This is a genomic window from Aerolutibacter ruishenii, from assembly GCF_007830115.1.
Taxonomy (GTDB): domain Bacteria; phylum Pseudomonadota; class Gammaproteobacteria; order Xanthomonadales; family Xanthomonadaceae; genus Aerolutibacter; species Aerolutibacter ruishenii.
Genome location: NZ_VLKP01000004.1, coordinates 213769 through 236180 on the forward strand (window position 1 = coordinate 213769; position 22412 = coordinate 236180).

The following is a 22412-nucleotide window of genomic DNA, read 5'->3' on the forward strand; positions in this document are numbered from 1 at the left end:
CTGCCTCAAGCCACCTGCAGCCCAGCCATCCCCCCCGCCGCCATGGCGGCCGACAGCATGCGGGCGCGCGGCCGCAGCGCGACGTTGGTGCTCTCGCTCATCAGCTGCAGCTCGCCGTCCTGGATCATGGCGGTCAACCGCATGCTCCGTTCCAGCATCGCGCCGATCGCCTCGACGCTGGCGGCATCGATGTCGATCACGCTGAGGTTTTTCAGCCGGCCCAGCCCGACGGCGTTCTTTTCCCACCAGATATCCGCGGCCCGGCCGCCGTAGTTGACCACCAGCACCTGCTGCGAACGGCCGCAGGCCTTGCGGATGCGCGACTCGTCCGGCTGGCCCAGGTCGATCCACAGTTCGATGTCGCCGGTGTAGTCGCGGCGCCACAGGTCCGGCTCGTCGTCGCTGCTCAGGCCCTTGCCGAACTCCAGGCGTTCGTCGGCATTGAGCGCGAACGCGAGCAGCCGCACCATCAGCCGCTCGTCGGTTTCCGACGGGTGCTGGGCGAGGGTGAGGTTGTGGGACGCGTAGTAGTGCCGGTCCATGTCACTGACCTGCAGCTCGGCTTTGACGACGGTGGCCTTGAGTGCCATGGGTGCCTGCCGGCGGACGCCGGGAAAGATAATCGGTCATTCTAGGGCATGCGCACGCGTCCACCTGCCATCGATGGCCTTCCGGCCAGCCATGTCCAGCTGCCCGCGGGGGCGTGGGGGACCGTGCTGGAGGCACTGTGCAACCTGTTCCCCGCGATCCCCGAGGCAACGTGGCGCGATCGCTTCGCACGCGGGCGCGTGCTCGATGCCGATGGTCGCGCTTTGGCGGCGGACGCACCGTACCGGCTCGGCGCTGACATCCACTATTACCGCGAGGTGGCGGAGGAGACACGGGTTCCGTTCGAGGAAGTCGTGCTGCACGCCGATGCGCACCTGGTGGTGGTCGACAAGCCGCATTTCCTGCCGGTCGCGCCCGCCGGACGCCATGTCCACGAGACCCTGCTGGGCCGATTGATGCGGCGGCTCGGCAATCCACACCTGGTGCCGCTGCACCGGCTGGACCGCGACACCGCCGGCCTGGTGCTGTTCTCGGCCGATCCTGGTTCCCGCGCGGCTTACCAGGCGCTGTTCCGGGACAGGCGCATCGCGAAGGGTTACGAAACGCTGGCACCCGCGCTGCCGGGGCTGGTGTTTCCCCATGTGCATCGCTCACGGCTGGAGGTTGGCGAACCGTTCTTCCGCATGCGCGAGGTGGTGGGCGTGGCCAACAGCGAAACGCGGATCGATGTGATCGAACGGGGAGAGGGCCTTTGGCGTTATCGGCTGGAACCCATCACCGGGCGCAAGCACCAGCTGCGCGTGCACATGGCGGCTTTGGGCGCGCCGATCGCGAATGACCCCGTGTATCCCGAGTTGCACCACCGGCGCGACGACGACTTCACCCAACCGTTGAAGCTGCTTGCGGGAACGCTGGAATTCGCCGATCCCATCGATGGGCGGATGCGGCGTTTCGAAAGCCGACTCCGACTAGACCCATTCGCGTGAGGGCAGGGTATAGCGCCGCTGCGGGCGGCCGACCAGGTCGAGGAAGCGGTTGAACACCGCATCGGCGTGCGCCTGCATCGACGCGATGTGCGCGCGGGTGTGGCCGCGGATGGCCTCGGTGTCGGTGGCATGGCCGTGTGCGGCCAGTTCGGCGAGGTAGGCAGGATTGGCCAGCCAACGCTCGATCAGGGGCTGGTCCATCTCCAGGTGGAACTGGAAACCGTACGCATTGTCGCCGTGGCGAAAGGCCTGCGGCTCGCAGCCATCCGTGCGCGCCAGGTGCTCGGCGCCCGGCGGCACCTGGAAGCTGTAGCGGTGCCACTGGAACACCGGCGCCGCATCGCCCAGCGGCGCGAGCACGGGGTCCGTCTTGCCGGCGTTGGTGAGCTGCAGCCGATGCCAGCCGATCTCGGGCGCGGCGTGGCGCTGCACGGGCGCCCCCAGCACATGGGCCAGCAACTGCGCGCCCAGGCAGATCCCCAGCACCGGCCGCCCCAGTTCCAGCATCCGCTCGATGGCACGCATTTCGGTCAGCAGGTGCGCGCGATGCGCGTGGTCCTCCACGTTCATGGGCCCGCCCAGCACGACCAGGCCGCGATAACGCTCCACGTTGGGCTGCGTGTCCGGGTGCCGCTCGAAGTTCTTGAAGCGGATGCGGTGCCCGCGCCGCCGGATCAGCGGGTCCAGCGTGCCCAGCGGCTCAGCGGCGACGTGTTGGAAGACGAGGAGGCGGGACATGGGGGGCAGGCGTGGCCATCGGGGTCCACTATGCCAAAGCCGACGGGCAAGGCCCGGTGACGGCCGGTTCTGGCGTCATGCCATGTGGGAATGTCCGGACTTCAACCTTTCGGGGCCAGCGCGATCAGGCCGATGGCGACGACGGCCAGCCCGATGGCTGCCCGGTTCCAGCGACTGGTCTTCTCGCCGAAGGCCAAGACGCCGACCAGCGTGCCCAGCACCACCACGCCGATGTTCATCGCGGCGAACACCACCGACGGGTTGTCGGGCAACGCCTGGTGCGCGCGGACATAGAACACGATGTTGCCGAAGTTCAGCGCGCCCAGCAGCAGTCCGGCGGCGAGGTGGCGCAGGTCCAGTCGCGTCTCGCCCCGCCAGTGACGGAACAGCTGCCACGCAAACATGATCGCGAAGGCGAGGGCGAAGGCGACCTGCAATGACGCCAACGAGGGCGTGCCCGCTTGCGCGATGCGTTTCAGCAACACATCCACCACGGCGAAGCCCACCCAGACCACCAGCAACAGACCCCAGCCGCGCGAGGCAGTGGGCTCGCGCTCCGGGCGCATGACGATACCGGCCACGGCCAGCAGCCCCAAGCCCAGGCCGGTCAGGCGCATGCCATCCACGCGTTCGCCAAACAGGGTGAACGCCGCGAGCAATGACAACAGCAGCGACAGGCGCTGGGCCACGTCGGTGCGGACGATACCGGTGGCCTTCACCGAAGCCGCCAGCACCAGGAACAGCGACGGCAGCACCACGGCCAGCCCCAGCAACGCCGCCCACGGCGCGCCCGGCGCACGCAGGCTGTCCAGCGAGGGCTGCAGCAGCCACGCGCACAAGGCCGTAGCGGCCAGGTAGTTCCACGTGACCAGCTGCGCTATGTCCAGCCGGTGTCGCGGTGCCAGCTTCAACAGCACCGACACCAGCACGCTGCAGATCGCGCTGGCCAGGATCAGATGCATCGGCGCCCCGCAACCAGGCGGGCAAACACGCGGGGCGTCACGGCATCAGCGCGGCTTGAACGGCTTGCGCGGGCCTGCGCCGTGCGGACGGCCGCCCGGACGACCGTCATGGGGGCGGGCCCCGTGTGGACGACCCTCACGAGGGCCAGCACCTTGCGGGCGCGGTCCACGCGGACGGAAATCATCGCCATGCCCGCCACGCGGGCGCTCGTCATGCGCGCGCGGCGGACGGCCTTCGTCGTGCCCACCGTGCGGCGCCTGGCGCCAACCGCCCTGGCCGGGGCGGCTGATGCGCAGCTGCTGGCCGGCCACGCGCACCTTCTTCAGATGCTCCATGATCTCGCGCGGCATGCCCTCGGGCAGGTCGATCAGGCTGTGGTCGTCGCGGATGTCGATGCGGCCGATGTAGCGGCTTTCCAGCTCGGCTTCGTTGGCGATGGCGCCGACGATGTTGCCCGGCTTGACCCCATGCACGTGGCCCACCTCGATGCGGAAGGTCTCCATGCCCGCTTCGGGCGCGCGCGGCGCATCGTGCTCGCGCGGCCGGTGCGCCGCGGGTGCGGCATCACCGTGGTCGTCGAACATCGCCTCGCCCGCATTGACCGGGGCGTGGTGGGTCGGCGGGGTGAACTGACGTTCGGAATGGCGCGGCGCATGTTCGCGTTCGGTAAAGGTGCGGGGTTCGCGCGCCGGCCGCTCGTCGCGCTCGCGGAACTCGCGCTGCGGACGCGGGCCGCGTTCGCGGTCGCCGAAGTCGCGTCCGCGCTCGAACGGCGCACCACGCTCCGGCCGGGTTGGTGCCGCGAGCAGCAAGGGGGTGTCGCCCTGGAACAGCTTGGCCAGTGCCGCCGCGATCTCGATCGCCGGCACGTTCTTCTCGCGCTCGTAGCGCTCGATCATTTCGCGGAACAGGCCCAGCTCGCTGCTCTCCAGCGCTTCGCCGATCTTGCCGAGGAAGCGGTTCACGCGCTGCTCGTTGACCGTCTCGATGCTCGGCAGCTCCATCGGCTCGATCGGCTGCCGCGTCGCCCGTTCAATGGCGCGCAGCATGCCGCGCTCGCGCGGGGTCACGAACAGGATCGCCTCGCCCTTGCGCCCGGCACGGCCAGTGCGGCCGATGCGGTGCACGTAGCTCTCGGTGTCGTAGGGGATGTCGTAGTTCAGCACGTGGCTGATGCGCTCCACGTCCAGACCGCGCGCGGCTACGTCGGTGGCCACCAGTACGTCGATCTTGCCGTCCTTGAGGTTCTGCACGGTCTTCTCGCGCTGCGCCTGCTGCACGTCACCGTTGATCGCCGCAGCCGACACGCCGCGCGCCGACAGCTTCTCGGCCAACTCTTCGGTGCCCAGCTTGGTGCGCGCGAACACGATCATCGCGTCGAACGGCTCGGCCTCGATGATGCGGGTGATGGCGTCCAGCTTGTGCACGCCGCTCACGGACCAGTAGCGCTGGCGGATGTTGGCCGCGGTGGTGGTCTTGGCCTTGATCGCGACCTCGACCGGGTCCTTCAGGTAGGTCTGGGCGATGCGTTTGATCGGCGCCGGCATGGTCGCCGAGAACAGCGCCACCTGGCGGGTCTCCGGGGTCTTCTTGAGGACGTTCTCGACATCGTCGATGAAGCCCATGCGCAGCATTTCATCGGCCTCGTCCAGCACCAGGCAACGCAGCTCGGACAGGTCCAGGGTGCCGCGGTCCAGGTGGTCGATCACGCGGCCGGGGGTGCCGACCACCACGTGCACGCCGCGCTTGAGCGCCTGCAACTGCGGGTAGTAGCTCTGGCCGCCGTAGATCGGCAGCACGTGGAAGCCCGGCATGTTCACCGCGTACTTCTGGAAAGCCTCGGCCACCTGGATGGCCAGTTCGCGCGTCGGGGCCAGCACCAGCGCCTGCGGCTTGGACTGCTTCGGCTCGATCTGCGCCAACACCGGCAGGGCGAAGGCGGCGGTCTTGCCGGTGCCGGTCTGCGCCTGGCCGAGCACGTCGCGGCCGGCCAGCAACGGCGGAATGGTGGCGGCCTGGATCGGCGAGGGCGTCTCGTAGCCCACGTCAGTCAGGGCCTTGAGCAGCGACTCGGGCAGGCCGAGGTCGCTGAACTTGACGGAAGGGCTATCGGCGGAATTCTGGGATTCGGGCGTTGCGGGCGTCTCGGCGCTCATCGCTAAGTCTCGTTGGCGCCGGCGCGGCGGCCGGTCGGGGATCGCACAGTTTACCTGTCTGCTGAATGGGGCGTGTGATGCGGCAGGCTGCTGGCGCAGGGAAGCCTGCTTCCGCACACGCGCCCCGGCCACCGCGACGGCCACCCAAACGCTTGTCCAGCCGGGATTTCGGCACACTGTGGGACACTGTTCACCACGCATTTCCCACGCCGCCCCGCATGCGCCAGCTCCGTTTCGACAACGCCTTCCTGCGCGAACTGCCCGGTGATCCGGAGGTGGGTCCGCGCGTCCGGCAGGTCGAAGGCGGCCTGTGGTCACGGGTGGAACCGACCCCGGTGGCCGCCCCGGTGCTGGTCGCGCACTCGGCGGAAATGGCGGCCCGGCTGGGCTTCAGTGACACCGATCTGGCTGACCCTGAGTTCGTCCGGGTGTTTGCCGGTAACGCGCTGCTGCCGGGCATGGACCCGTACGCCGCCAACTACGGCGGGCACCAGTTCGGCCACTGGGCGGGGCAGCTCGGCGACGGCCGTGCCATCACCTTGGGCGAGTCCATCAATGATGCCGGTGAGCGCTGGGAGCTGCAGCTCAAGGGGGCCGGCCTCACCCCCTATTCGCGCACCGCCGATGGCCGTGCGGTGCTGCGCTCCTCCATCCGCGAATTCCTGTGCAGCGAGGCGATGCACCACCTTGGTGTGCCGACCACGCGCGCGCTGAGCCTGGTCGGCACCGGCGAGAGCGTGGTCCGCGACATGTTCTACGACGGTCACCCGGAGCTGGAGCCGGGCGCCATCGTGTGCCGGGTGGCGCCGTCGTTCATCCGCTTCGGCAATTTCGAACTGCCGGCCTCGCGCGGCGACTTCGACCTGCTGCGGCGGCTGGCGGACTTCTGCATCCGCCGCGATTTCCCCGGACTGTCGGGACAGGGCGAAGCGCTGTACGCCGACTGGTTCGCCCAGGTGTGCGAGCGCACCGCCATGCTGATGGCGCACTGGATGCGCGTGGGCTTCGTCCACGGGGTGATGAACACCGACAACATGTCCATCCTCGGGCTGACCATCGACTACGGCCCGTACGGCTGGGTGGATGACTACGACCCCGACTGGACGCCCAACACCACCGACGCCCAGCGCCGCCGCTACCGGTTCGGCCAGCAGCCGCAGGTGGCGTACTGGAACCTTGGGCGACTGGCGGGCGCGCTGTCGCCGCTGTTCGGTTCCGCCGAGCCATTGCAGGCGGGCCTGGAGCGTTACGTGGCCGCGTGGGACACCGCCGACCGCGAGACCACGGCGCGCAAGCTGGGGCTTCTGGAGGCGCGCGACGAGGACCTGACGCTGATGCAGGACCTGCGCGGGTTGTTGAAGCAGGCCGAAGTGGACATGACCCTGTTCTTCAGGGGGCTGGCCGACGTGGATCCGATGTCGCCGCCGTCGCTGGGCCCATTGCAGGCGTCGTTCTACGACGAGGCCAAGCGACAGGCGGCCGAGCCGGCGTTGTTGGCCTGGCTGGCGCGCCATGCCGCCCGCGTGCGCGAGGACGCGGCGGCTCCCGAAACACGCCGTGCGCGCATGAACGCCGCCAACCCCAGCTTCGTGCTGCGCAATTACCTCGCCCAGCAGGCCATCGACCGTGCCATGCAGGGCGACGCATCCGGCGTGGGTGAGTTGCTCGATGTCATGCGCCGCCCCTATGACGCGCAACCGGGGCGTGAACATTTCGCCGCCAAACGTCCGGACTGGGCCCGCACCAGGGCCGGCTGCTCGATGTTGTCCTGCAGCTCCTGAGCCGGCGCAACGACAGGAGCGATGGGCCCCGTCACGCTGACGCGCGATTCACCCGGCCCCACCCATCATCGGCGCACCTGCCACCCACCACGAGGACGGCCGCAATGAACGCATCCACTCCCATTTTCCTTGGCTGGCGCCGCGTGCGTCCCGGCTTGTTGGCCATGCTGGTGTCGATGCTGTCGCTGGCCGGTTGCGTGACTCCCTACGGTGGCTACCCCGGCGATGGTTATGGCCAGGAATACGGCACCGAACGCATGCTGGGCACCGTGCAGGAGGTCGACCTGCGCGCCGGTCGCATCCAGCTGGCGGCCGATGCGCAGCGGTACAGCCGCTCGTCCTACGTGGACGTCATGTTCGACCGCGACACGCGCCTGTACTACCAGCGTCGGCAGGTGGACATCGCGGGCCTCGAACGCGGCGACCGCATCAGCATCGACGCGGTGCGGTCGGACGGACGGTTGTGGGCCCGCTCGATCGAGGTCGTGCACAACGTGCGGGACGGGCAGGGCGGCGACTATTACGGCGGTGACCTGCAGGGTTCGGTGTCGTATGTCGATACCCGGACGCGGATGATCGAAATCACCCGTGGAGGCTATTCGGGCCGTCCTGAACGCGTGTACTACGACGGTCGTACCCGGGTGGAATACCGGGGGCAGGTGCTGCGGCCGGAGCAGCTGCAACGCGGGGACGTCATCCGCGTGCAGGCCCGGCCCTCGGGCAACGACTGGATCGCGGAGCGCATCTGGGTCGAGGTCGACGCAAGGTCGCGGTGAGTGCGGGGGTAACCACCACTTAACGCCGGCGGTTGCATGCTGGCCGGCAAGCCGCCAAGCGCGGTGAACGCACGTCCGGGTACCGGGCTACCCCCGGCACGGACCCGGCCGCGCAAAGGGACCTGCCATGAAGACCTGGATCCTTGTCGCCGACGAAGCCCATGCCCGCCTGTTCGAGAGCGAGCGGGTTGATGGCGAACTGCTGGAAGTCGCCGATTTCGTCCATCCCGAAGCGCACCACGCCGACCGTGGGCATCGCGACCGGATGCCGCGTGCCCAGCAGAGCGTGGGCAGCGCCCGGCACGGCATCGAGCCGCGTACCTCCACGGAGGACAAGAACCGCCGCGAATTCGCCGCGGAGCTGTCCGGTTTCCTCAGCGAGGCGCGGGTGGCCCACCGCTACGACAGCCTGGTGCTGATGGCGGCGCCGGCCTTCCTGGGCTCGGTACGCTCGGAGCTGGACCCGCAGGTGGCGCGGATGGTGACCCATGCGCTGGACAAGCAGGTCACCGATGCCAGCTTGGACCGCATCCGCGACGAGTTGCGGCACCTGCACTGACGGCTGAGGCGGGTCGGGGTGCGCATCCCGGTACAATGCGCGCATGCCCCTGATCACCCTGCAGAACGTCGATTACAGCATCGGCGGCCCGTTGCTGCTCGACAACGTCGAGCTGTCCATCGAACCCGGCGAGCGCATCGCGCTGATCGGCCGTAACGGCGCGGGCAAATCCACGCTGCTGAAACTGCTGTCCGGGGACCTGCGTCCGGATGACGGCGAGGTGCGGGTGGAGGGCGGCGTGCGCGTCTCCCGGCTGGAGCAGGAAGTGCCCCACGGGGCCGAGGGCGACGTCTTCGATGTCGTTGCCGCGGGCATGGGCGAGCTGGGCACGTGGCTGGCCGAGTACCACCACCTCAGCCACGCCGAGCACGTGGACACCGACAAGCTGGCCGCGGTGCAGGCGAGGATCGAAGCGGCCAACGGCTGGAGCGCCGACCAGCGCGTGGTCGAAACCCTGACCCGCCTGGACCTGGATGGCGAGCAGGACTTCACCGGCCTCTCGGGCGGCATGAAGCGCCGCGTGCTGCTGGCGCGCGCGCTGGTGTCCGCGCCCGACGTGCTGCTGCTGGACGAGCCGACCAACCATCTCGACATCGAAGCCATCGACTGGCTTGAAGGCTTCCTCAAGGCGTGGCCGGGCGCGCTGGTGTTCATCACCCACGACCGTCGCTTCCTGCGCGCGCTGGCCACCCGCATCGTCGAGATCGACCGCGGCCAGGTCACCAGCTGGCCCGGCGACTGGGCCAACTACGAGCGCCGCCGCGAGGAGCGGCTCAACGCCGAGGCGCAGGAAAACGCGCGCTTCGACAAACTGCTGGCGCAGGAGGAAGTCTGGATCCGGCAGGGCATCAAGGCTCGTCGCGTGCGCGACGAAGGCCGTGTGCGCCGGCTCAAGGCCATGCGCGTCGAACGCGCCCAGCGCCGCGAGCAGCAGGGCAACGTGCGCATGGCCGTGGCCCTGGGCGAGTCCTCGGGCAAGAAGGTGGTCGAAGCGCGCGAGGTGTCCTTCGACTATGGCGGCAAGCCGATGCTCAAGGCGCTTGATGTCACCATCATGCGCGGCGACCGCATCGGCCTGATCGGTCCCAACGGCAGCGGCAAGACCACGTTGATCAAGGTGCTGCTGGGGGAGCTGGCGCCAACGTCCGGCGAGGTGCGCCTGGGCACCAACCTGCAGGTCGCGTATTTCGACCAGTACCGCGCGACCCTGCGCGAGGACTGGAATGCGCTGGAAAACGTGGCCGAAGGCCGCGACTTCGTCGAGATCAACGGCAAGCGCAAGCATGCCATCGGCTACCTGCAGGACTTCCTGTTCACCCCGGAACGCGCGCGTGCGCCGATCACCCGCCTGTCCGGCGGCGAGCGCAACCGCCTGCTGCTGGCCAAGCTGTTCGCGCAGCCGTCCAACCTGCTGGTGATGGACGAACCGACCAACGACCTGGACGTGGAGACGCTGGAACTGCTGGAAGAACTGCTCGGCGAGTACGAAGGCACGCTGCTGCTGGTCAGCCACGACCGCGATTTCCTCGACAACGTGGTGACCTCCACGCTGGTGATGGAAGGCGACGGCAGGGTCGGCGAGTACGTGGGCGGTTACAGCGACTGGCTGCGGCAGGCAGGACCGGGGCAGGTGATCGCCGGCGGGGGCAGGGGCGCGGCCGGTGTCCGCAACGCGGCGGGCGTCGCGCAGGACACTTCCAGCACGGCAAGCGGCGGGACCGGCAATGCGGCCGCTGCGGCACCCCAGGCGACGGCCGCCACCGCCGGCAACGCCAGCGCGGCGCCCAAGCGCAAGCTCAGCTACAAGGATGCGCGCGAGCTGGAACTACTTCCCGCCCGCATCGAACAACTGGAAGCGACGCTGGAAGCCCTGGCTGGCGAGATGAACGAGCCGGCCTTCTACCAGCGTGACGCCGCGGCGATCGCCGCCCACGGCAGCAGGCTGGGTGAAACCCAGCAGGCGCTGGATGCGGCTTATGCGCGCTGGGCCGAGTTGGACGGCTGAGGGCCGGCAATGCCGTCCGGCGACCGTTCCGGTACTGGCGATGCGGTAGCGCAGAACGGGCGGCACCGGCTGTTCTTTGCGTTGGTGCCCGACGAGACGACCCGCGAACGGTTGTCCCGGGCCGCGAAGCGACTACGCATCGAACAGGGCGCGCATGGGCGTTGGATCGACCCGCGGCGCTACCACCTGACGATGCAGTTCCTGGGCGATTTCGACGGGTTGCCGCATTCGTTGCTGGCGCAGGCCCGCGCAGCCGCGGCGAGCGTGCGGGTTGCGCCCTTCACCCTGGTGGTGGACCGCGCCGGCAGTTTCGCCAACCGGTCGATTCCCTGGTGGCTGGGACCCGGCGCCGAGGTGCCAGGTCTGGCGGGCCTGTGGGGGGAACTGGGCGTGGCCCTCGCGCACGCTGGCGTACCGGTAGCCGGTGGACATCACTTCAGGCCCCACGTGACGGTGCTGCGTGATGCAGGCGCTCCGTTGCCCGCAGCGTTGAGCGTCCCGCCGATTGAATGGAGGGTGGAGGCGTTCAACCTGCTTGACAGTGCAGTCGCGCAGCAGGGCGCTTACACGTGGCAGGGCTCGTGGCCTCTGGTGGCGTGAGGGGCGCTGGGCGAAGACATGGACCGCTCAGGGTTGCCTGAGGTTGAAGCCCGGTGATTCGTCGAGTTCCCCTTCGGGAGTCAGCACCGCATACGTCTTGCGGTCGCCGTCCACCACCACCGGTATGGGGTCCTGGAACAACGGACGTCGCACGAACTGGATCTCCCAACCGAATCGCTCCAACTCCCTCAGGGTCATCAGCTGGGCTTCGTTGAGCTGTGCGCGCAGCATTGTCGGCGATGCATTGGACATGCGCCGGCGGTCCTTCAGGCCGATGTCAGCCATGGGCGGTCTCCTCCTCTCCTGCAGACGTACAACGCAGGTTGGGGGCAGTATAGGCCGCGCCCAGCGCCCGGCTGCAATGGCCCTCCCGGCCCTGTTGGCGGCAGGCCGGCTGCCCGCGGCAACCGGCCCGGACCCCGACTCAGCGCGGCGGCTGGTCCATCCGCAACACCGGATACAGGTTGTACCGCGCATCCCACGAGGAGTGGCGCCGGGCGAAGAACTCCAGGCGCGCGGCAGAGCTGGCGGCGAAGGCGGCATCCGCCTTCAGGCGGGACTCGAAGGCGGCCTGCACCACCGGGTCCTTGAGCATCTCGCGCGCGACGTCCTCGGCGACGTAGTCCTCCATGTATTCCTTCCGCTCGAAGGCGTTGTTGAAGCCGCCCCATGCCGCGATGGAGTCCGGGGCCTGCGGTTCCAGCAGGGCCATCACCAGGCGGGACAGCGGCTGGGCGATGGGCACGAACAGCGAGCCGGCGGGGATATCCATCCGCTCCGTGGCCCAGACACCCTGCAGCGTGAGTCGCTGATGCCCCTCGACGGAGCCCTTGCCCGATTCCGTGCCGGTGGCACGGAACGCCTGCACCCCGGCCTGCACAATGGGTGTGCCCAGCCGGCGGTAATCGATGCCGTGCACGTCCAGTTGGTGCGCCACCGCGCGGGCATGGGCGGGCGGCACCACATAGCCTGCCCCCGGGGCGGCCACGGTCAGCGACGGCACTACGTCATCGCGCAGCGGCACGCGCCAGACCTGCGGGGTGGTTTCGTCGTAGCGGGTCATCAGCGCGCCCGATACCTTCGAGGGCGTGCGGGTGTACGCATAGCCGCGGAAGTCGATGGTCCGTGACTTGTCCGTGGCCTTGTAGTCCAACGCGACCGGCTGTCCGGCAAGGGCGATGGAGCGGGCATCGGCGGCCTGCGCCTCGGCCTGCCAACGCCGGCCATCACGTGCGACCAGGTCCAGCACCGCGAGGATGGTGTTGCGCGTGACTTTTACCCGGTGCGGGTACTCGCGCCAGGAATGCGTTTCCACCAGCATGCCCAGGCGGTTCCGCTGCGCGATGTAGCTCTGTGAGAACCGCGGTGGCGACATGCCGTCGGCGAAGCCCGATGCCGGGTTGTCGTACTCCACGAACGAGGGATAGAAGGGCAGCGGCAGCGAACCCAGCCTGGCCAGCGCGGCGATCACCCCGTCGCGCCATTCGATGCCGGCCTTGCGCAGGCCCGCGTCGCCGCCGTGCACCGGCTCCACCTGGATCGAGACGTCATGCTCGAACTTGGCGCCGTTGGTGACGTGCAGGTCCACGTATGCGAGTGGGTCCCAGCGGTTCACCAGCGCCAGCATCGCCTGCATTTCAGGCGTGTCGGCCTTGGCGTAGTCGCGGTTGAGGTTGTAGTTCTGCGCGGTGGTCCGCCAGCCCATTTCCTCCGGACCACGCTGGTTCGGCCGGTTCCAGCGCGCGAAGCGTTCGTGGCCGTCGACATTGAACACCGGCACGAACAGCAGCACTTGCCGCTCCAGCGCGCCCTTGCCGGCCTGGCCCTGCAACATCTGCCGCAGCGCCAGGAAGCCGGCGTCCTTGCCGTCGATCTCGCCCGCATGGATGCCGCCCTGGATCAAAGTGACCGGGAGCTTCTTCGCACGCGCCGCTTCCGGGGTGAAGGCGCCTGAACTCGAAACCACCAGCACCTGCATCGGCCGGCCCTCGGGCGTGGTGCCGAATGACTCGCAGCGCACGGAAGCGGGATAGGCACGTGCGAAGGCTTCGCACAGGCGGATGACTTCGTCGTAGCGGCCGGTGCGGACGAAACCCGAGCGCTCGGACAGGGTCACCAGGCCGTCCGCTGCGCCCTGCATGGGGCTTGCGGGCGCGGGACTTGCGGTCGCCGGGAAACAGGCGAGAAGGGCGGCGAGCAGCGGCAATCGGGTCATGCGAAGGTTCCGTGGGCAATGCAACCGCCGATGGTAAGCGGTGGGAGCCGGGCCAGGGCCTGCTGGAGGTCATGGCAAGTCCCCCACCAGATGGCCTGGCTGCCGGGTCGCCCGGGACGCGCCGGGGTGGAAGGGGACCTCATCCCAGGGCTGTCCAGCCGCGACGGCAGGAGACTTCACTGTTGCTGTCCAGTAGCAAGATGAACGGGGGAGGAGAAGAATCGCCCCCCTCCGATCGGTTAGGCTTGGCCCCTTTGCACGAAACAGGGTCGCTTGATGTCGTCCACCACCAGCACCGTTGCCACCGCCGGCACCGGCCGCATGCCGCGGCAGATTCCCTACATCATCGGCAACGAGGGCTGCGAACGCTTCAGTTTCTACGGGATGCGCAACATCCTGGTGCAGTTCCTGATCACCGGCCTGCTGCTGCAGCACATCGCGGCCGGCAGCGAGCGCGAGCTGGCCGCCAAGGACCTGATGCATGAGTTCATGATCGGTGTCTACTTCTTCCCGCTGCTGGGCGGCTACTTGGCCGACCGGTTCTTCGGCAAGTACAACACCATCCTGTGGTTCAGCCTGATCTACTGCGCCGGCCACGCGTGCCTGGCCCTCTTCGAGGAGAACCGCACCGGCTTCTTCACCGGCCTGGGCCTGATCGCGCTGGGCGCGGGTGGCATCAAGCCGCTGGTGGCCTCGTTCGTGGGCGACCAGTTCGACAAGTCCAACGAGAAGCTGGCCAAGGTGGTGTTCGACGGCTTCTACTGGATCATCAACTTCGGCTCGCTGTTCGCCTCGCTGCTGATGCCGCTGTTGCTGAAGAACTACGGCCCCAGCGTGGCCTTCGGTGTCCCGGGCGTGCTGATGTTCATTGCGACCTTCGTACTTTGGCTGGGCCGCAAGCAGTACGTGATCGTGCCGCCGGCACGCACCCGCGACCCCAACTCCTTCGCCAACGTGATCCGCACTGCGCTCAACACCCGCCGCGAAGGCGAGGGCGCGCCGGGTCGTGCGCTGGCCGTTGCCGGTGTCGCGGCGGCGGTGGGCATGGTCCTGGGCTGGGCGCTGTCGGCGATGGGGCTGGCCGCATGGTGGCCGAAGGGTTTCGGCTTCGTCATCACCTTCTGCCTGGCGCTGGTGGTGCTGGTGATCGGCGTGGGCGGCGGTGCGTGGATGCAGCTGGACCGCGCGCGCGGCATCCATCCCGATGCGGCCATCGCCGGCGTGCGCAGCGTGCTGCGGCTGCTGGTGATCTTCGCCCTGGTCACGCCGTTCCATTCGCTGTTTGACCAGAAGGCGTCCACCTGGGTCATCCAGGGCAACGCGATGGTCAAGCCGGAGTGGTTCGTGGCCTCGCAGATGCAGGCGCTGAACCCGGCCCTGGTGATGATCCTGATCCCGTTCAACAACCTGGTGCTGTATCCGGCGCTGCGCCGTTTCGGCGTGGAGCCGACCGCGCTGCGGCGCATGACCGCGGGCATCGCCTTCAGTGGCCTGGCGTGGATCGTGATCGGCCTGATCCAGTTGAAGATGGACGGCGGCACGCCGATGTCCATCGTCTGGCAGGTGCTGCCGTATGCATTGCTGACGTTTGGCGAAGTGCTGGTCTCGGCCACCGGCCTGGAGTTTGCCTACAGCCAGGCGCCGATGTCGATGAAGGGCGTGGTGATGAGCTTCTGGAACCTGACCACGACCATCGGCAACCTGTGGGTGCTGCTGTCCAACGCCGCCGTGCGCAACGATACGGTGACCGGGAAGATCGCGCAGACCGGGCTCAGCGAGACCGCGTTCCTGATGTTCTTCTTCGCCGGCTTCGCGCTGGTGGCGGCGCTGGTGTTCGGCTGGTACGCGCGCCGCTACCCGGTCGTGGACAACTACCGCCCGGCGGGCTGACCACATGATGACCCTGGCGTTGATCGTGGTGACGGTGCTGGTGTCGTGGCTGGCCTTCGACCGGCCCCGGCTGATGGAGCGGCTGATCCTGTGGCCGCCCGCCATCGACCGCAAGCACCAGTACGACCGGCTGGTGACGCATGGCTTCGTCCATGCCGACTGGCAGCACCTGCTGTTCAACATGATCACCCTGTTCTTCTTCGGACGGGTGATCGAGCAGGTGGTGGGCCAGCTGATCGGGCCGCTGGGCTTCGTGCTGTTCTACCTGTCGGCGATTGTCGTGGCGATCCTGCCAACCTACCTTCGTCACCGGCATGACGCGCGTTACCGCAGCCTGGGGGCATCGGGTGCCGTGTCGGCGGTGCTGTTCGCGTTCGTGCTGCTGCAGCCGTGGTCGCTGATCTTCGTGTTCTTCCTGCCGGTGCCGGCCATCCTGTACGCCGTCTTCTATGTCGGTTATTCCTTCTGGATGGACCGCCAGGGCACCGACAACGTCAACCACAGCGCACACCTGTCGGGCGCGATTTACGGCGTGTTGTTCATGCTGCTGATGGAGCCGCGGGTCGGGACGGTGTTCCTGGAGCGGCTGCTGAGTCCTTCGTTCCGCTGATGGCGGGAGGTGCCCACGCCATGGTCACCTGCAGGCGGGCAGGATAGGCTTGAACCACCGCAGCCGCGCCAGGAGCCCCGATGTCCACCCTCGCATCCAACGTCCACCACGACGTAGCCAATAACCGCTTCGCCACCACGGTCGAGGGCGTCATCGCGCATCTGGACTATGAGTTGGAGGCGGGGGTGCTGGTCATCACCCACACCATCGTGCCGCCGGCCATTGGCGGGCGGGGCATTGCCGGGCAACTGGCCCAGGCCGCCTTCGACCATGCGCGGGCCAAGGGGCTGAAGGTGCGTCCCGAGTGTTCCTACGCCGATGTCTGGGCCCGGCGGCATCACGCGTCGGTGGGCGACCTGCTGGCCTGATCCGCCGCCGCCAGCCGGGCGCAAAGGCGACGATGCAAGCGCCCGGACACCGGCTCCGCCCGCCGGGCGAGCACGCCGAGCCATGCAGCCGGCCGCCGTTTGTGCCAGCATGCGCGCCCCGATACCCGTCCCGGCCGCCGCCCCATGCGCCTGAACAAACACATCAGCGACACCGGTTTCTGCTCCCGCCGCGAGGCCGACCGCCTCATCGGCGAGGGCCGGGTCACGGTCAACGGCATCCGCGCCCGCGTTGGCGCCGAGGTGGGCGAGGGCGACGACGTGCTGGTCGACGGCCAGAAGCTGCAGGTCCGCACCGTCACCAAGGGCCAGAAGAAGCACGTCTACATCGCGCTGCACAAGCCGGTCGGGGTCACCTGCACCACCGAGTCCGAGGTCAAGGACAACATCGTCGACTTCATCGGCCACGAGCGGCGCATCTTTCCCATCGGCCGCCTGGACAAGGACTCCGAAGGCCTGATCCTGCTGACCAGCAACGGCGACATCGTCAACGAGATCCTGCGGGCCGAGAACAAGCTGGAGAAGGAATACCTGGTGGCGGTCAACCACGCCGTCACCGACGAAGTGCTGCGTGGCATGGCCCGCGGCGTGCCGGTGCACGGCCAGGTCACCCTGCCGTGCAAGACCGGGCGGCTGGGCAAGTTCGGGTTCCGGATCACGCTGGTGCAGGGCCTCAACCGCCAGATCCGCCTGATGGCGCAACACTTCGGCCTGCGGGTGAAGAAGCTGGTGCGCGTGCGCATCGGCAACGTCAAGCTGGGCCACCTCAAGATCGGCCAGTGGCGCAACCTCACCGACGCGGAGCTGCGCGGGCTGTTGCCCAACCGCACCGAGTGGTGACCGCCGCGGTCACCCACACCCGCTGGCAGGAATGCAGCCCGCCCCCTGTCTCCATGCGTTCATCACATGCCGACGGCTACGGTCGGTGGCAGTTCGTCTGCATCGGACAACGGATTGCCTGACCATGCACCGCCTGCTGATCATCCCCGTATTCGCCTTGGCGCTGGCCGCCTGTGAGCGTGAGAAACCAGTCCCCGCACCCACGGCGGTGGCCACCGCGGAGCCGGCGCCCGTCACCGCGGCACCGCCTGTCGGGCTGCAGGACGTGGTGGAAAGCCAGCCCGGCTACATGGTCGGGATCACCTTCCCGAAGTCCGCGACGAGGTACCCGGGGCTGGCGGCCGACATCAAGGCTTACGCCGATGCCGCGCGCGCTGAGCTGGTTGCCGCTGCCCAGGGGCGCGGTGGCGATGGCGGCGCGGCAGACCTGTACGACCTGTCGCTGACCTTCACCGATGTCATGGAAACCCCCGACGTGGTGGCGGTCTCAGCCGATGGCAGCAGCTACACCGGCGGCGCGCACGGCAAACCGCTGCTGGAGCGGTTCGTGTGGCTGCCCCGGCAGAACCGCCGGTTGACTGCCGAGCGGCTGGTGCCGGATGCGAAGAACTGGAAGCCGTTGTCCGACCTGGTCCGCGAGCAGTTGCACACCGCGTTGTCGCAGCGCCTGGACGCGGACGAGCTCACGCCGGAGGAACGCGCCGAGGTGGCCCGCAGCGCCGGCCGCATGATCGACCAAGGCACCACGCCCAATGCCACCAGCTTCCGCCAGTTCGAGCCGGTGCCTGGGCCGGGCGGCAAACTGGCGGGGCTGAAGTTCGTGTTCCCGCCCTACCAGGTGGGCCCGTATTCGGACGGCGTGCAGTCGGTGCAACTGCCCGCTTCGGCTCTGTTGCCACTGATCGCCGCCGAATACCGCGACCTCTTCGCCACTAAGTAGGACCGGCGCTATGCTGGTTGCGATTGCCCACCGAGGACAGGGACGATGGCGGCAGTGCATCCCTTGAAGCATCGGGTGGCGGAGTTGTTGGCACTGGCCGACGTACGGCTGGATGGCACCCGTGACTGGGACCTGCAGGTCCATGACGAGCGCCTGTACACGCGGGCTCTGGCCGATGGCTCGCTGGGACTGGGCGAAGGCTACATGGACGGCTGGTGGGATACCCGCAGCCTCGACGGCCTGCTGACCCGCCTGCTGCAGTCCCATCTGGACGACCGCGTCCACGGCTGGCACTGGGTGCTCGATGGCCTGCACGCGCACCTGACCAACCTGCAGACCCGCTGGCGCAGCCGCGAAGTGGGCAAACGCCATTACGACCTGGGCAACGACCTCTACCGCGCCATGCTAGGCCAGCGGCTGGTGTACAGCTGCGGCTACTGGGCCAACGCCGACCACCTTGACGCGGCGCAGGAGGCCAAGCTCGACCTGGTCTGCCGCAAGCTCGGCTTGCGCCCGGGCATGCACGTGCTCGATATCGGCTGTGGCTGGGGCGAGGCGCTGAAATACACCGCCGAGCGTTATGGCGTCTCCGGCGTGGGCGTCACCATCTCGAAGGAGCAGGCGGCCCTTGCGCGTGAACTGTGCGCCGGCCTGCCCATCGAGATCCGCGTGCAGGACTACCGCGAGCTGGACGAACCGTTCGACCGCATCCTGTCCATCGGCATGTTCGAGCACGTGGGCGTCCGCAATTACCGCGGCTATTTCGATGTGGTGCGCCGCTGCCTGCGCGAGGATCCAGCGACCGGCGGCGGCCTGTTCCTGCTGCACACCATCGGCACCAACGTTTCGACCACCCACACCGACCCGTGGATTGGCCGCTACATCTTCCCCAACTCGATGCTGCCTTCGGCCGCGCAGATCACCAGCGCGATGGAAGGACTTTTCGTGGTGGAGGACTGGCATGGCTTCGGTCCGGACTACGACCGCACGCTGCAGGCGTGGCGCAGCAACATCGAAGCTGCATGGGACCGCCTGCCGCCGCGTTACGACGAACGCTTCCGGCGCATGTGGCGCTTCTATCTGGGTGCATCGATGGCGACGTTCCGCAGTCGTCGCTCGCAGCTCTGGCAGCTGATGCTGTCGCCGCACGGGGTGCCGGGCGGTTACAGCGCGCAACGATGACCGGCATCGAGCGCGACGGGGGCAGATCAGGAAATTCCATCGCGCGATGCACTGTTCTTCGATCGCGAAGTCCAAATGGCTGGCCAACCGTGGCTATGCGGTCATGCAGGCCAACTTCCGTGGGTCCGCCGGTTTCGGCAAGGATTTCGGCAAGCAGGCCGAGAGCGACCAGGTCGTGCACGCCCCACAGGCCAAGGACATTCCCGTCGCCCACGCATTGTTCCCCGGCGAGGGCCACGGCTTCGCGCGCCCCGAGAACAGCAAGGCGTTCTTCGCGGTGGCCGAGGGCATTCTCGGGCAGCGCCCGGGCACCCGGGCGGGCGGGTGGTGGCGCCGGTCGGGGATGGCCTGGCCGGGTCCAGCCTGAGCGTGTCCCACGGCGCCGATGGCGTGCCGGGGCTGGCGGCGGCGCTGGAGGCGCATACCGCCGATTCAAGAAAAAACCCGTCGAAATATGACGCCTTACGTCATTGATGGCTCCTGTGGGGCAGGCCCGTCAATGGCGGTCTACGCGTGAATATGGTCACGGTGAAATTGTGACGTATGGCACAAAATGTGCTTGACTCTGTGGCGAACAACTCCGGCCACTACCCGGTGGCCGCCAACCAGGGGAAATAGTCATGAAGCGTACCGTCCGCCAGGCCGTCATCGGCCTTGCGCTGGCCTTGGCCAGCACCTCGGCTCTGGCTGCAGTCGTGTTTGACGTCAACACCGGCGTGGGCTCCGTCGGCAAGGGCGATGTGCAGGAGGCCTTCGGCTGGAACGACGCAGCCCTGCAGGCCAGCGCCGGCGGCGTCACCTTTACCTATGGCTTTACCGCAGTCTATGCGGCGGTGTGCACCTGGACCACGGGTGAAGGCACCCGCGGCGAGAAGACCCACAACGTTGCGCACTCGCAGGAGATGGATGTCTCCAGCGCGATCAATGTCGCCTTGCGCCGCAACCCGCAGTCGAAGGTGACTGGCTTCAGCCTGACGGGCTACGGCGATAGCTTCAGCGAAAGCGGCACCGTGCCGGTGGTCGGTGGCCCGTGCCCAGGCAACCAGGGGCACGGCGGTGTGTGGAGCAGCGTCACGCTGCTGGCCGGCAGCGAGGGTGGCCTGTACGTCAACTACGGGGACCAGAAGGTGCTGCTCCCGCTGTAAGCGCGGATCAGAAGCGCAGCGTGGTGGTGGTGCCACGCCCGGGGGTTGAGTCGAACCTCAACCCCCAGTGCAAGTGCTCGCACAGCCGTGAGATCAGGTCCAGGCCGATGCCGCCGCCACCGCGGTCACCGCCACCACGCGCCAGCCGGGCGTAGATCGCGCTGATTTCCTCCGGGGTCATGCCGTGGCCTGGGTCGTCGATCATCACCGTGGCCGGTATCTCCAATCGCACGCGGATCTCGCCGCTGTCGCTGTTCTCGATGGCGTTGCGCAGCAGGTTGCCGATGGCGGTCTGGACGATGGCCACTGGCGCCAGTATCTCGCATGCGGGTAGCGGGTCGATCCGCACGGTCAGCGCCTTGTCCTCCAGCAGGTGGCGGTGGTCGTCGACGATTTCCGGCAGCAGCTGGTCCAGCGCGATGCGATCGCTGGCCTTGCCCAGTTGCGCAGGATCCTTGGCCAGCACCAGCAGCAGCGAGATCAGTTGTTCGACATGCGAGGCGGTGCGCTGGATTCGCGCCAGGCGCTGGTGCACGTCGGCGGTGACGTGAGGCTGCGCCAGCGCGATCTCGGCTGCACCCGCGATCACCGCGATGGGCGTGCGCAACTCATGGCTGGCGCTGTCGATGAAGGCGCGCTCGCGCTCGACGAAGCGGTCGTTGCGTCGCAGGTAGCCGTTGAGCGCCTCGGCAATGGCGACCAGGTCACTGCTGGCGGTGTGTGGCAGGCTCACCGCCTGCCCGGGCTGGTCCGGGCGCAGGGCGGCGATCTGCCGCGTGAACGCATTCAACGGCCGCACCAGGTGGTTGACGCTCAGCGCCACCGCCAGGCCGAGCAGCAGGATCATCGCCAGTGCCGCACCCATCACCACCAGCGCCAACCGCTCCTCGTGCCGCTCGAAGTCGCTGATGTCGATGGTCAGTACCGCACGCTGGCCGTCGATGTCGCGGACCATTGCCGCGATGGGTTGGCCTTCGAGCACGAGGTCGTCGTGCAGGCCGGGCGGCAGGGCCTGCAGCGATGCCGGTACCGTGCGTCCGGCACTGCCGTCGTACAGCCGCATCGAGGCGGTATCGTGCCAGTCGTAGCCGGATTCCTGGGTGCGGCGTTCGGCGAGGTGGTCCAGTTCCGACTCCAGCACCGCGCGCCACACCAGGCGTTCCGCGTACTCGTTGGTGATCGCGCCATAGGCCATCACCGCCAGCGTCAGCAGCGCGAGGTAGGCGAGCATGCCCCAGACGATGCGCTGGCGCAGGTTAGCCTTCGCCATGCATGGCCCCCGTCGGCATGGCGTCCGTGTCGGCACCGACCCCCAGCCGGTAGCCGACCCGGGGCAGGGTGTGAATCAGTTTCACCGACGCGTTGCCGTCCACGCTGCGGCGCAGTTCGTACACGTGGGAGCGCAGCATGTCGCCGTCGGGCGGGCTGTCGCCCCACAGCGCCTGCTCCAGCCGCTCGCGGGTGACGGTGGCGGGGCTGGCCTGCATCAGCACCTCCAGCAGCTTGCGGCAGGCCGGGTACAGGTGCAGCGAACGCCCGGCGCGGGTCACCTCCAGCGTGGTCAGGTCGTAGCGAAGGTCGGCGATCTCCAGCACGCGGATGCGGCCCCGGCCGGTGGCGCGCGCGACCAGGGCCTCCAGCCGCACCTCCAGTTCGGGCAGGGCGAAGGGTTTGGTCAGGTAATCGTCGGCACCGGCACGGAAGCCGGCGATCTTGTCGGGCAGTTCGTCGCGTGCGGTGAGCATCAGCACCGGCGTGTCGCGGCCGGCCTCGCGCAGGGCGCGCACCACCTCGTGGCCCTCCAGCCGCGGCAGCATCCAGTCCAGCACGATGGCGTCGTAGGCGTGGTTCAGCGCCAGGTGCAGGCCCGTGCGGCCGTCAGGCGCGGCATCGAGCACGTGGCCGCGCGCCTCGAAGTATTCGAAGAGGTTGGCCACCAGGCTGCGGTTGTCTTCCACCACCAGTATCCGCATGGGTGCGGGTGTCCTCGCGCGCGGGGCGCATGCAAGCGTTGATCGGCCAGTCTGCGCCGGCCGATGTCGGAACTTTGTCCGGGCCGCGCGGGTGGCCTGCCCATGGTGGGTGGCGACG

21 protein-coding genes and 1 pseudogene are annotated in these 22412 nt (G+C 68.3%); 14 read left to right on the plus strand and 8 right to left on the minus strand.

The genetic code is table 11. From position 1 onward, the window contains the following. Nucleotides 1-5: 5 nt before the first annotated feature. Nucleotides 6-590, minus strand: a complete 585-nt coding sequence (locus IP93_RS06670; RefSeq protein ID WP_144813559.1) for a YaeQ family protein — start codon at nt 588-590, stop codon at nt 6-8. A 48-nt stretch (nt 591-638) separates the two neighbouring features. Between IP93_RS06670 and IP93_RS06675 the strand changes: the two genes are divergently transcribed. After that, nucleotides 639-1535 (plus strand): pseudouridine synthase, encoded by an 897-nt coding sequence (locus IP93_RS06675; protein ID WP_144813561.1) that lies wholly within the window; start codon nt 639-641, stop codon nt 1533-1535. Here IP93_RS06675 and IP93_RS06680 read toward each other — a convergent pair. The 3 genes from IP93_RS06680 to IP93_RS06690 all read right to left on the minus strand — a co-directional run bounded on the left by IP93_RS06680 (nt 1518) and on the right by IP93_RS06690 (nt 5392). Continuing rightward, on the minus strand, nt 1518-2273 hold the full coding sequence (locus IP93_RS06680; protein WP_144813564.1) for a type 1 glutamine amidotransferase: 756 nt from the start codon (nt 2271-2273) through the stop codon (nt 1518-1520). The two genes, IP93_RS06675 and IP93_RS06680, sit on opposite strands and share 18 nt — an antisense overlap. Before the next feature lie 101 nt (nt 2274-2374). Next, nucleotides 2375-3235, minus strand: a complete 861-nt coding sequence (locus IP93_RS06685) for an EamA family transporter (protein ID WP_144813566.1) — start codon at nt 3233-3235, stop codon at nt 2375-2377. A 45-nt stretch (nt 3236-3280) separates the two neighbouring features. Then, the gene (locus IP93_RS06690; protein WP_144813569.1) at nt 3281-5392 is read right to left on the minus strand and encodes a DEAD/DEAH box helicase; all 2112 of its coding nucleotides are present in this window, start codon (nt 5390-5392) and stop codon (nt 3281-3283) included. A 218-nt stretch (nt 5393-5610) separates the two neighbouring features. Between IP93_RS06690 and IP93_RS06695 the strand changes: the two genes are divergently transcribed. The 5 genes from IP93_RS06695 to thpR all read left to right on the plus strand — a co-directional run bounded on the left by IP93_RS06695 (nt 5611) and on the right by thpR (nt 11113). Then, a complete protein-coding gene (locus IP93_RS06695; protein ID WP_144813572.1) occupies nt 5611-7173 on the plus strand; it encodes a protein adenylyltransferase SelO in 1563 nt (520 codons plus the stop codon). Nucleotides 7174-7277: 104 nt separating this feature from the next. Continuing rightward, nucleotides 7278-7949, plus strand: coding sequence for a DUF5666 domain-containing protein (locus IP93_RS06700; protein WP_144813573.1), 672 nt, complete (start codon nt 7278-7280; stop codon nt 7947-7949). A 127-nt stretch (nt 7950-8076) separates the two neighbouring features. After that, on the plus strand, nt 8077-8508 hold the full coding sequence (locus tag IP93_RS06705; RefSeq protein WP_144813576.1) for a host attachment protein: 432 nt from the start codon (nt 8077-8079) through the stop codon (nt 8506-8508). A 43-nt stretch (nt 8509-8551) separates the two neighbouring features. Further along, complete coding sequence (locus tag IP93_RS06710) at nt 8552-10513, plus strand: ATP-binding cassette domain-containing protein (RefSeq protein ID WP_144813577.1); 1962 nt, start codon at nt 8552-8554, stop codon at nt 10511-10513. Between the two features lie 9 nt (nt 10514-10522). Next, complete coding sequence (thpR, locus tag IP93_RS06715) at nt 10523-11113, plus strand: RNA 2',3'-cyclic phosphodiesterase (protein ID WP_144813580.1); 591 nt, start codon at nt 10523-10525, stop codon at nt 11111-11113. Between the two features lie 27 nt (nt 11114-11140). Here the strand turns inward: thpR and IP93_RS06720 are convergent, their stop codons facing one another. Beyond that, nucleotides 11141-11398, minus strand: coding sequence for a hypothetical protein (locus IP93_RS06720; RefSeq protein WP_144813583.1), 258 nt, complete (start codon nt 11396-11398; stop codon nt 11141-11143). Nucleotides 11399-11537: 139 nt separating this feature from the next. After that, a complete protein-coding gene (locus IP93_RS06725) occupies nt 11538-13328 on the minus strand; it encodes a M14 family metallopeptidase (RefSeq protein WP_144813585.1) in 1791 nt (596 codons plus the stop codon). Between the two features lie 276 nt (nt 13329-13604). On the opposite strand from IP93_RS06725, the gene IP93_RS06730 reads away from it, so the two are divergent. The 8 genes and pseudogenes from IP93_RS06730 (at nt 13605) to IP93_RS06765 (ending at nt 20321) form a co-directional block, all read left to right on the plus strand. Further along, on the plus strand, nt 13605-15218 hold the full coding sequence (locus tag IP93_RS06730; protein WP_144813588.1) for a POT-type proton-dependent oligopeptide transporter: 1614 nt from the start codon (nt 13605-13607) through the stop codon (nt 15216-15218). A gap of 4 nt (nt 15219-15222) precedes the next feature. Beyond that, the gene (locus tag IP93_RS06735; protein ID WP_199747126.1) at nt 15223-15828 is read left to right on the plus strand and encodes a rhomboid family intramembrane serine protease; all 606 of its coding nucleotides are present in this window, start codon (nt 15223-15225) and stop codon (nt 15826-15828) included. A gap of 80 nt (nt 15829-15908) precedes the next feature. After that, nucleotides 15909-16196, plus strand: coding sequence for a GNAT family N-acetyltransferase (locus IP93_RS06740; RefSeq protein WP_144813592.1), 288 nt, complete (start codon nt 15909-15911; stop codon nt 16194-16196). A gap of 144 nt (nt 16197-16340) precedes the next feature. Further along, complete coding sequence (locus IP93_RS06745) at nt 16341-17054, plus strand: pseudouridine synthase (protein WP_144813595.1); 714 nt, start codon at nt 16341-16343, stop codon at nt 17052-17054. A gap of 124 nt (nt 17055-17178) precedes the next feature. Then, a complete protein-coding gene (locus IP93_RS06750; protein WP_144813597.1) occupies nt 17179-17994 on the plus strand; it encodes a DUF3298 domain-containing protein in 816 nt (271 codons plus the stop codon). 63 nt (nt 17995-18057) lie between these two features. Continuing rightward, a complete protein-coding gene (cfa, locus tag IP93_RS06755) occupies nt 18058-19176 on the plus strand; it encodes a cyclopropane fatty acyl phospholipid synthase (RefSeq protein WP_425480032.1) in 1119 nt (372 codons plus the stop codon). A gap of 151 nt (nt 19177-19327) precedes the next feature. Next, a pseudogene (locus tag IP93_RS06760) lies at nt 19328-19650 on the plus strand (hypothetical protein); the annotation flags it as partial. Nucleotides 19651-19796: 146 nt separating this feature from the next. Next, a complete protein-coding gene (locus IP93_RS06765) occupies nt 19797-20321 on the plus strand; it encodes a hypothetical protein (RefSeq protein ID WP_144813605.1) in 525 nt (174 codons plus the stop codon). Nucleotides 20322-20328: 7 nt separating this feature from the next. Here IP93_RS06765 and IP93_RS06770 read toward each other — a convergent pair whose 3' ends face one another. Continuing rightward, complete coding sequence (locus IP93_RS06770; RefSeq protein WP_144813608.1) at nt 20329-21591, minus strand: sensor histidine kinase; 1263 nt, start codon at nt 21589-21591, stop codon at nt 20329-20331. After that, a complete protein-coding gene (locus IP93_RS06775) occupies nt 21578-22294 on the minus strand; it encodes a response regulator transcription factor (RefSeq protein WP_144813611.1) in 717 nt (238 codons plus the stop codon). The genes IP93_RS06770 and IP93_RS06775 overlap by 14 nt, the downstream gene beginning before the upstream one ends. Nucleotides 22295-22412 lie beyond the last annotated feature (118 nt).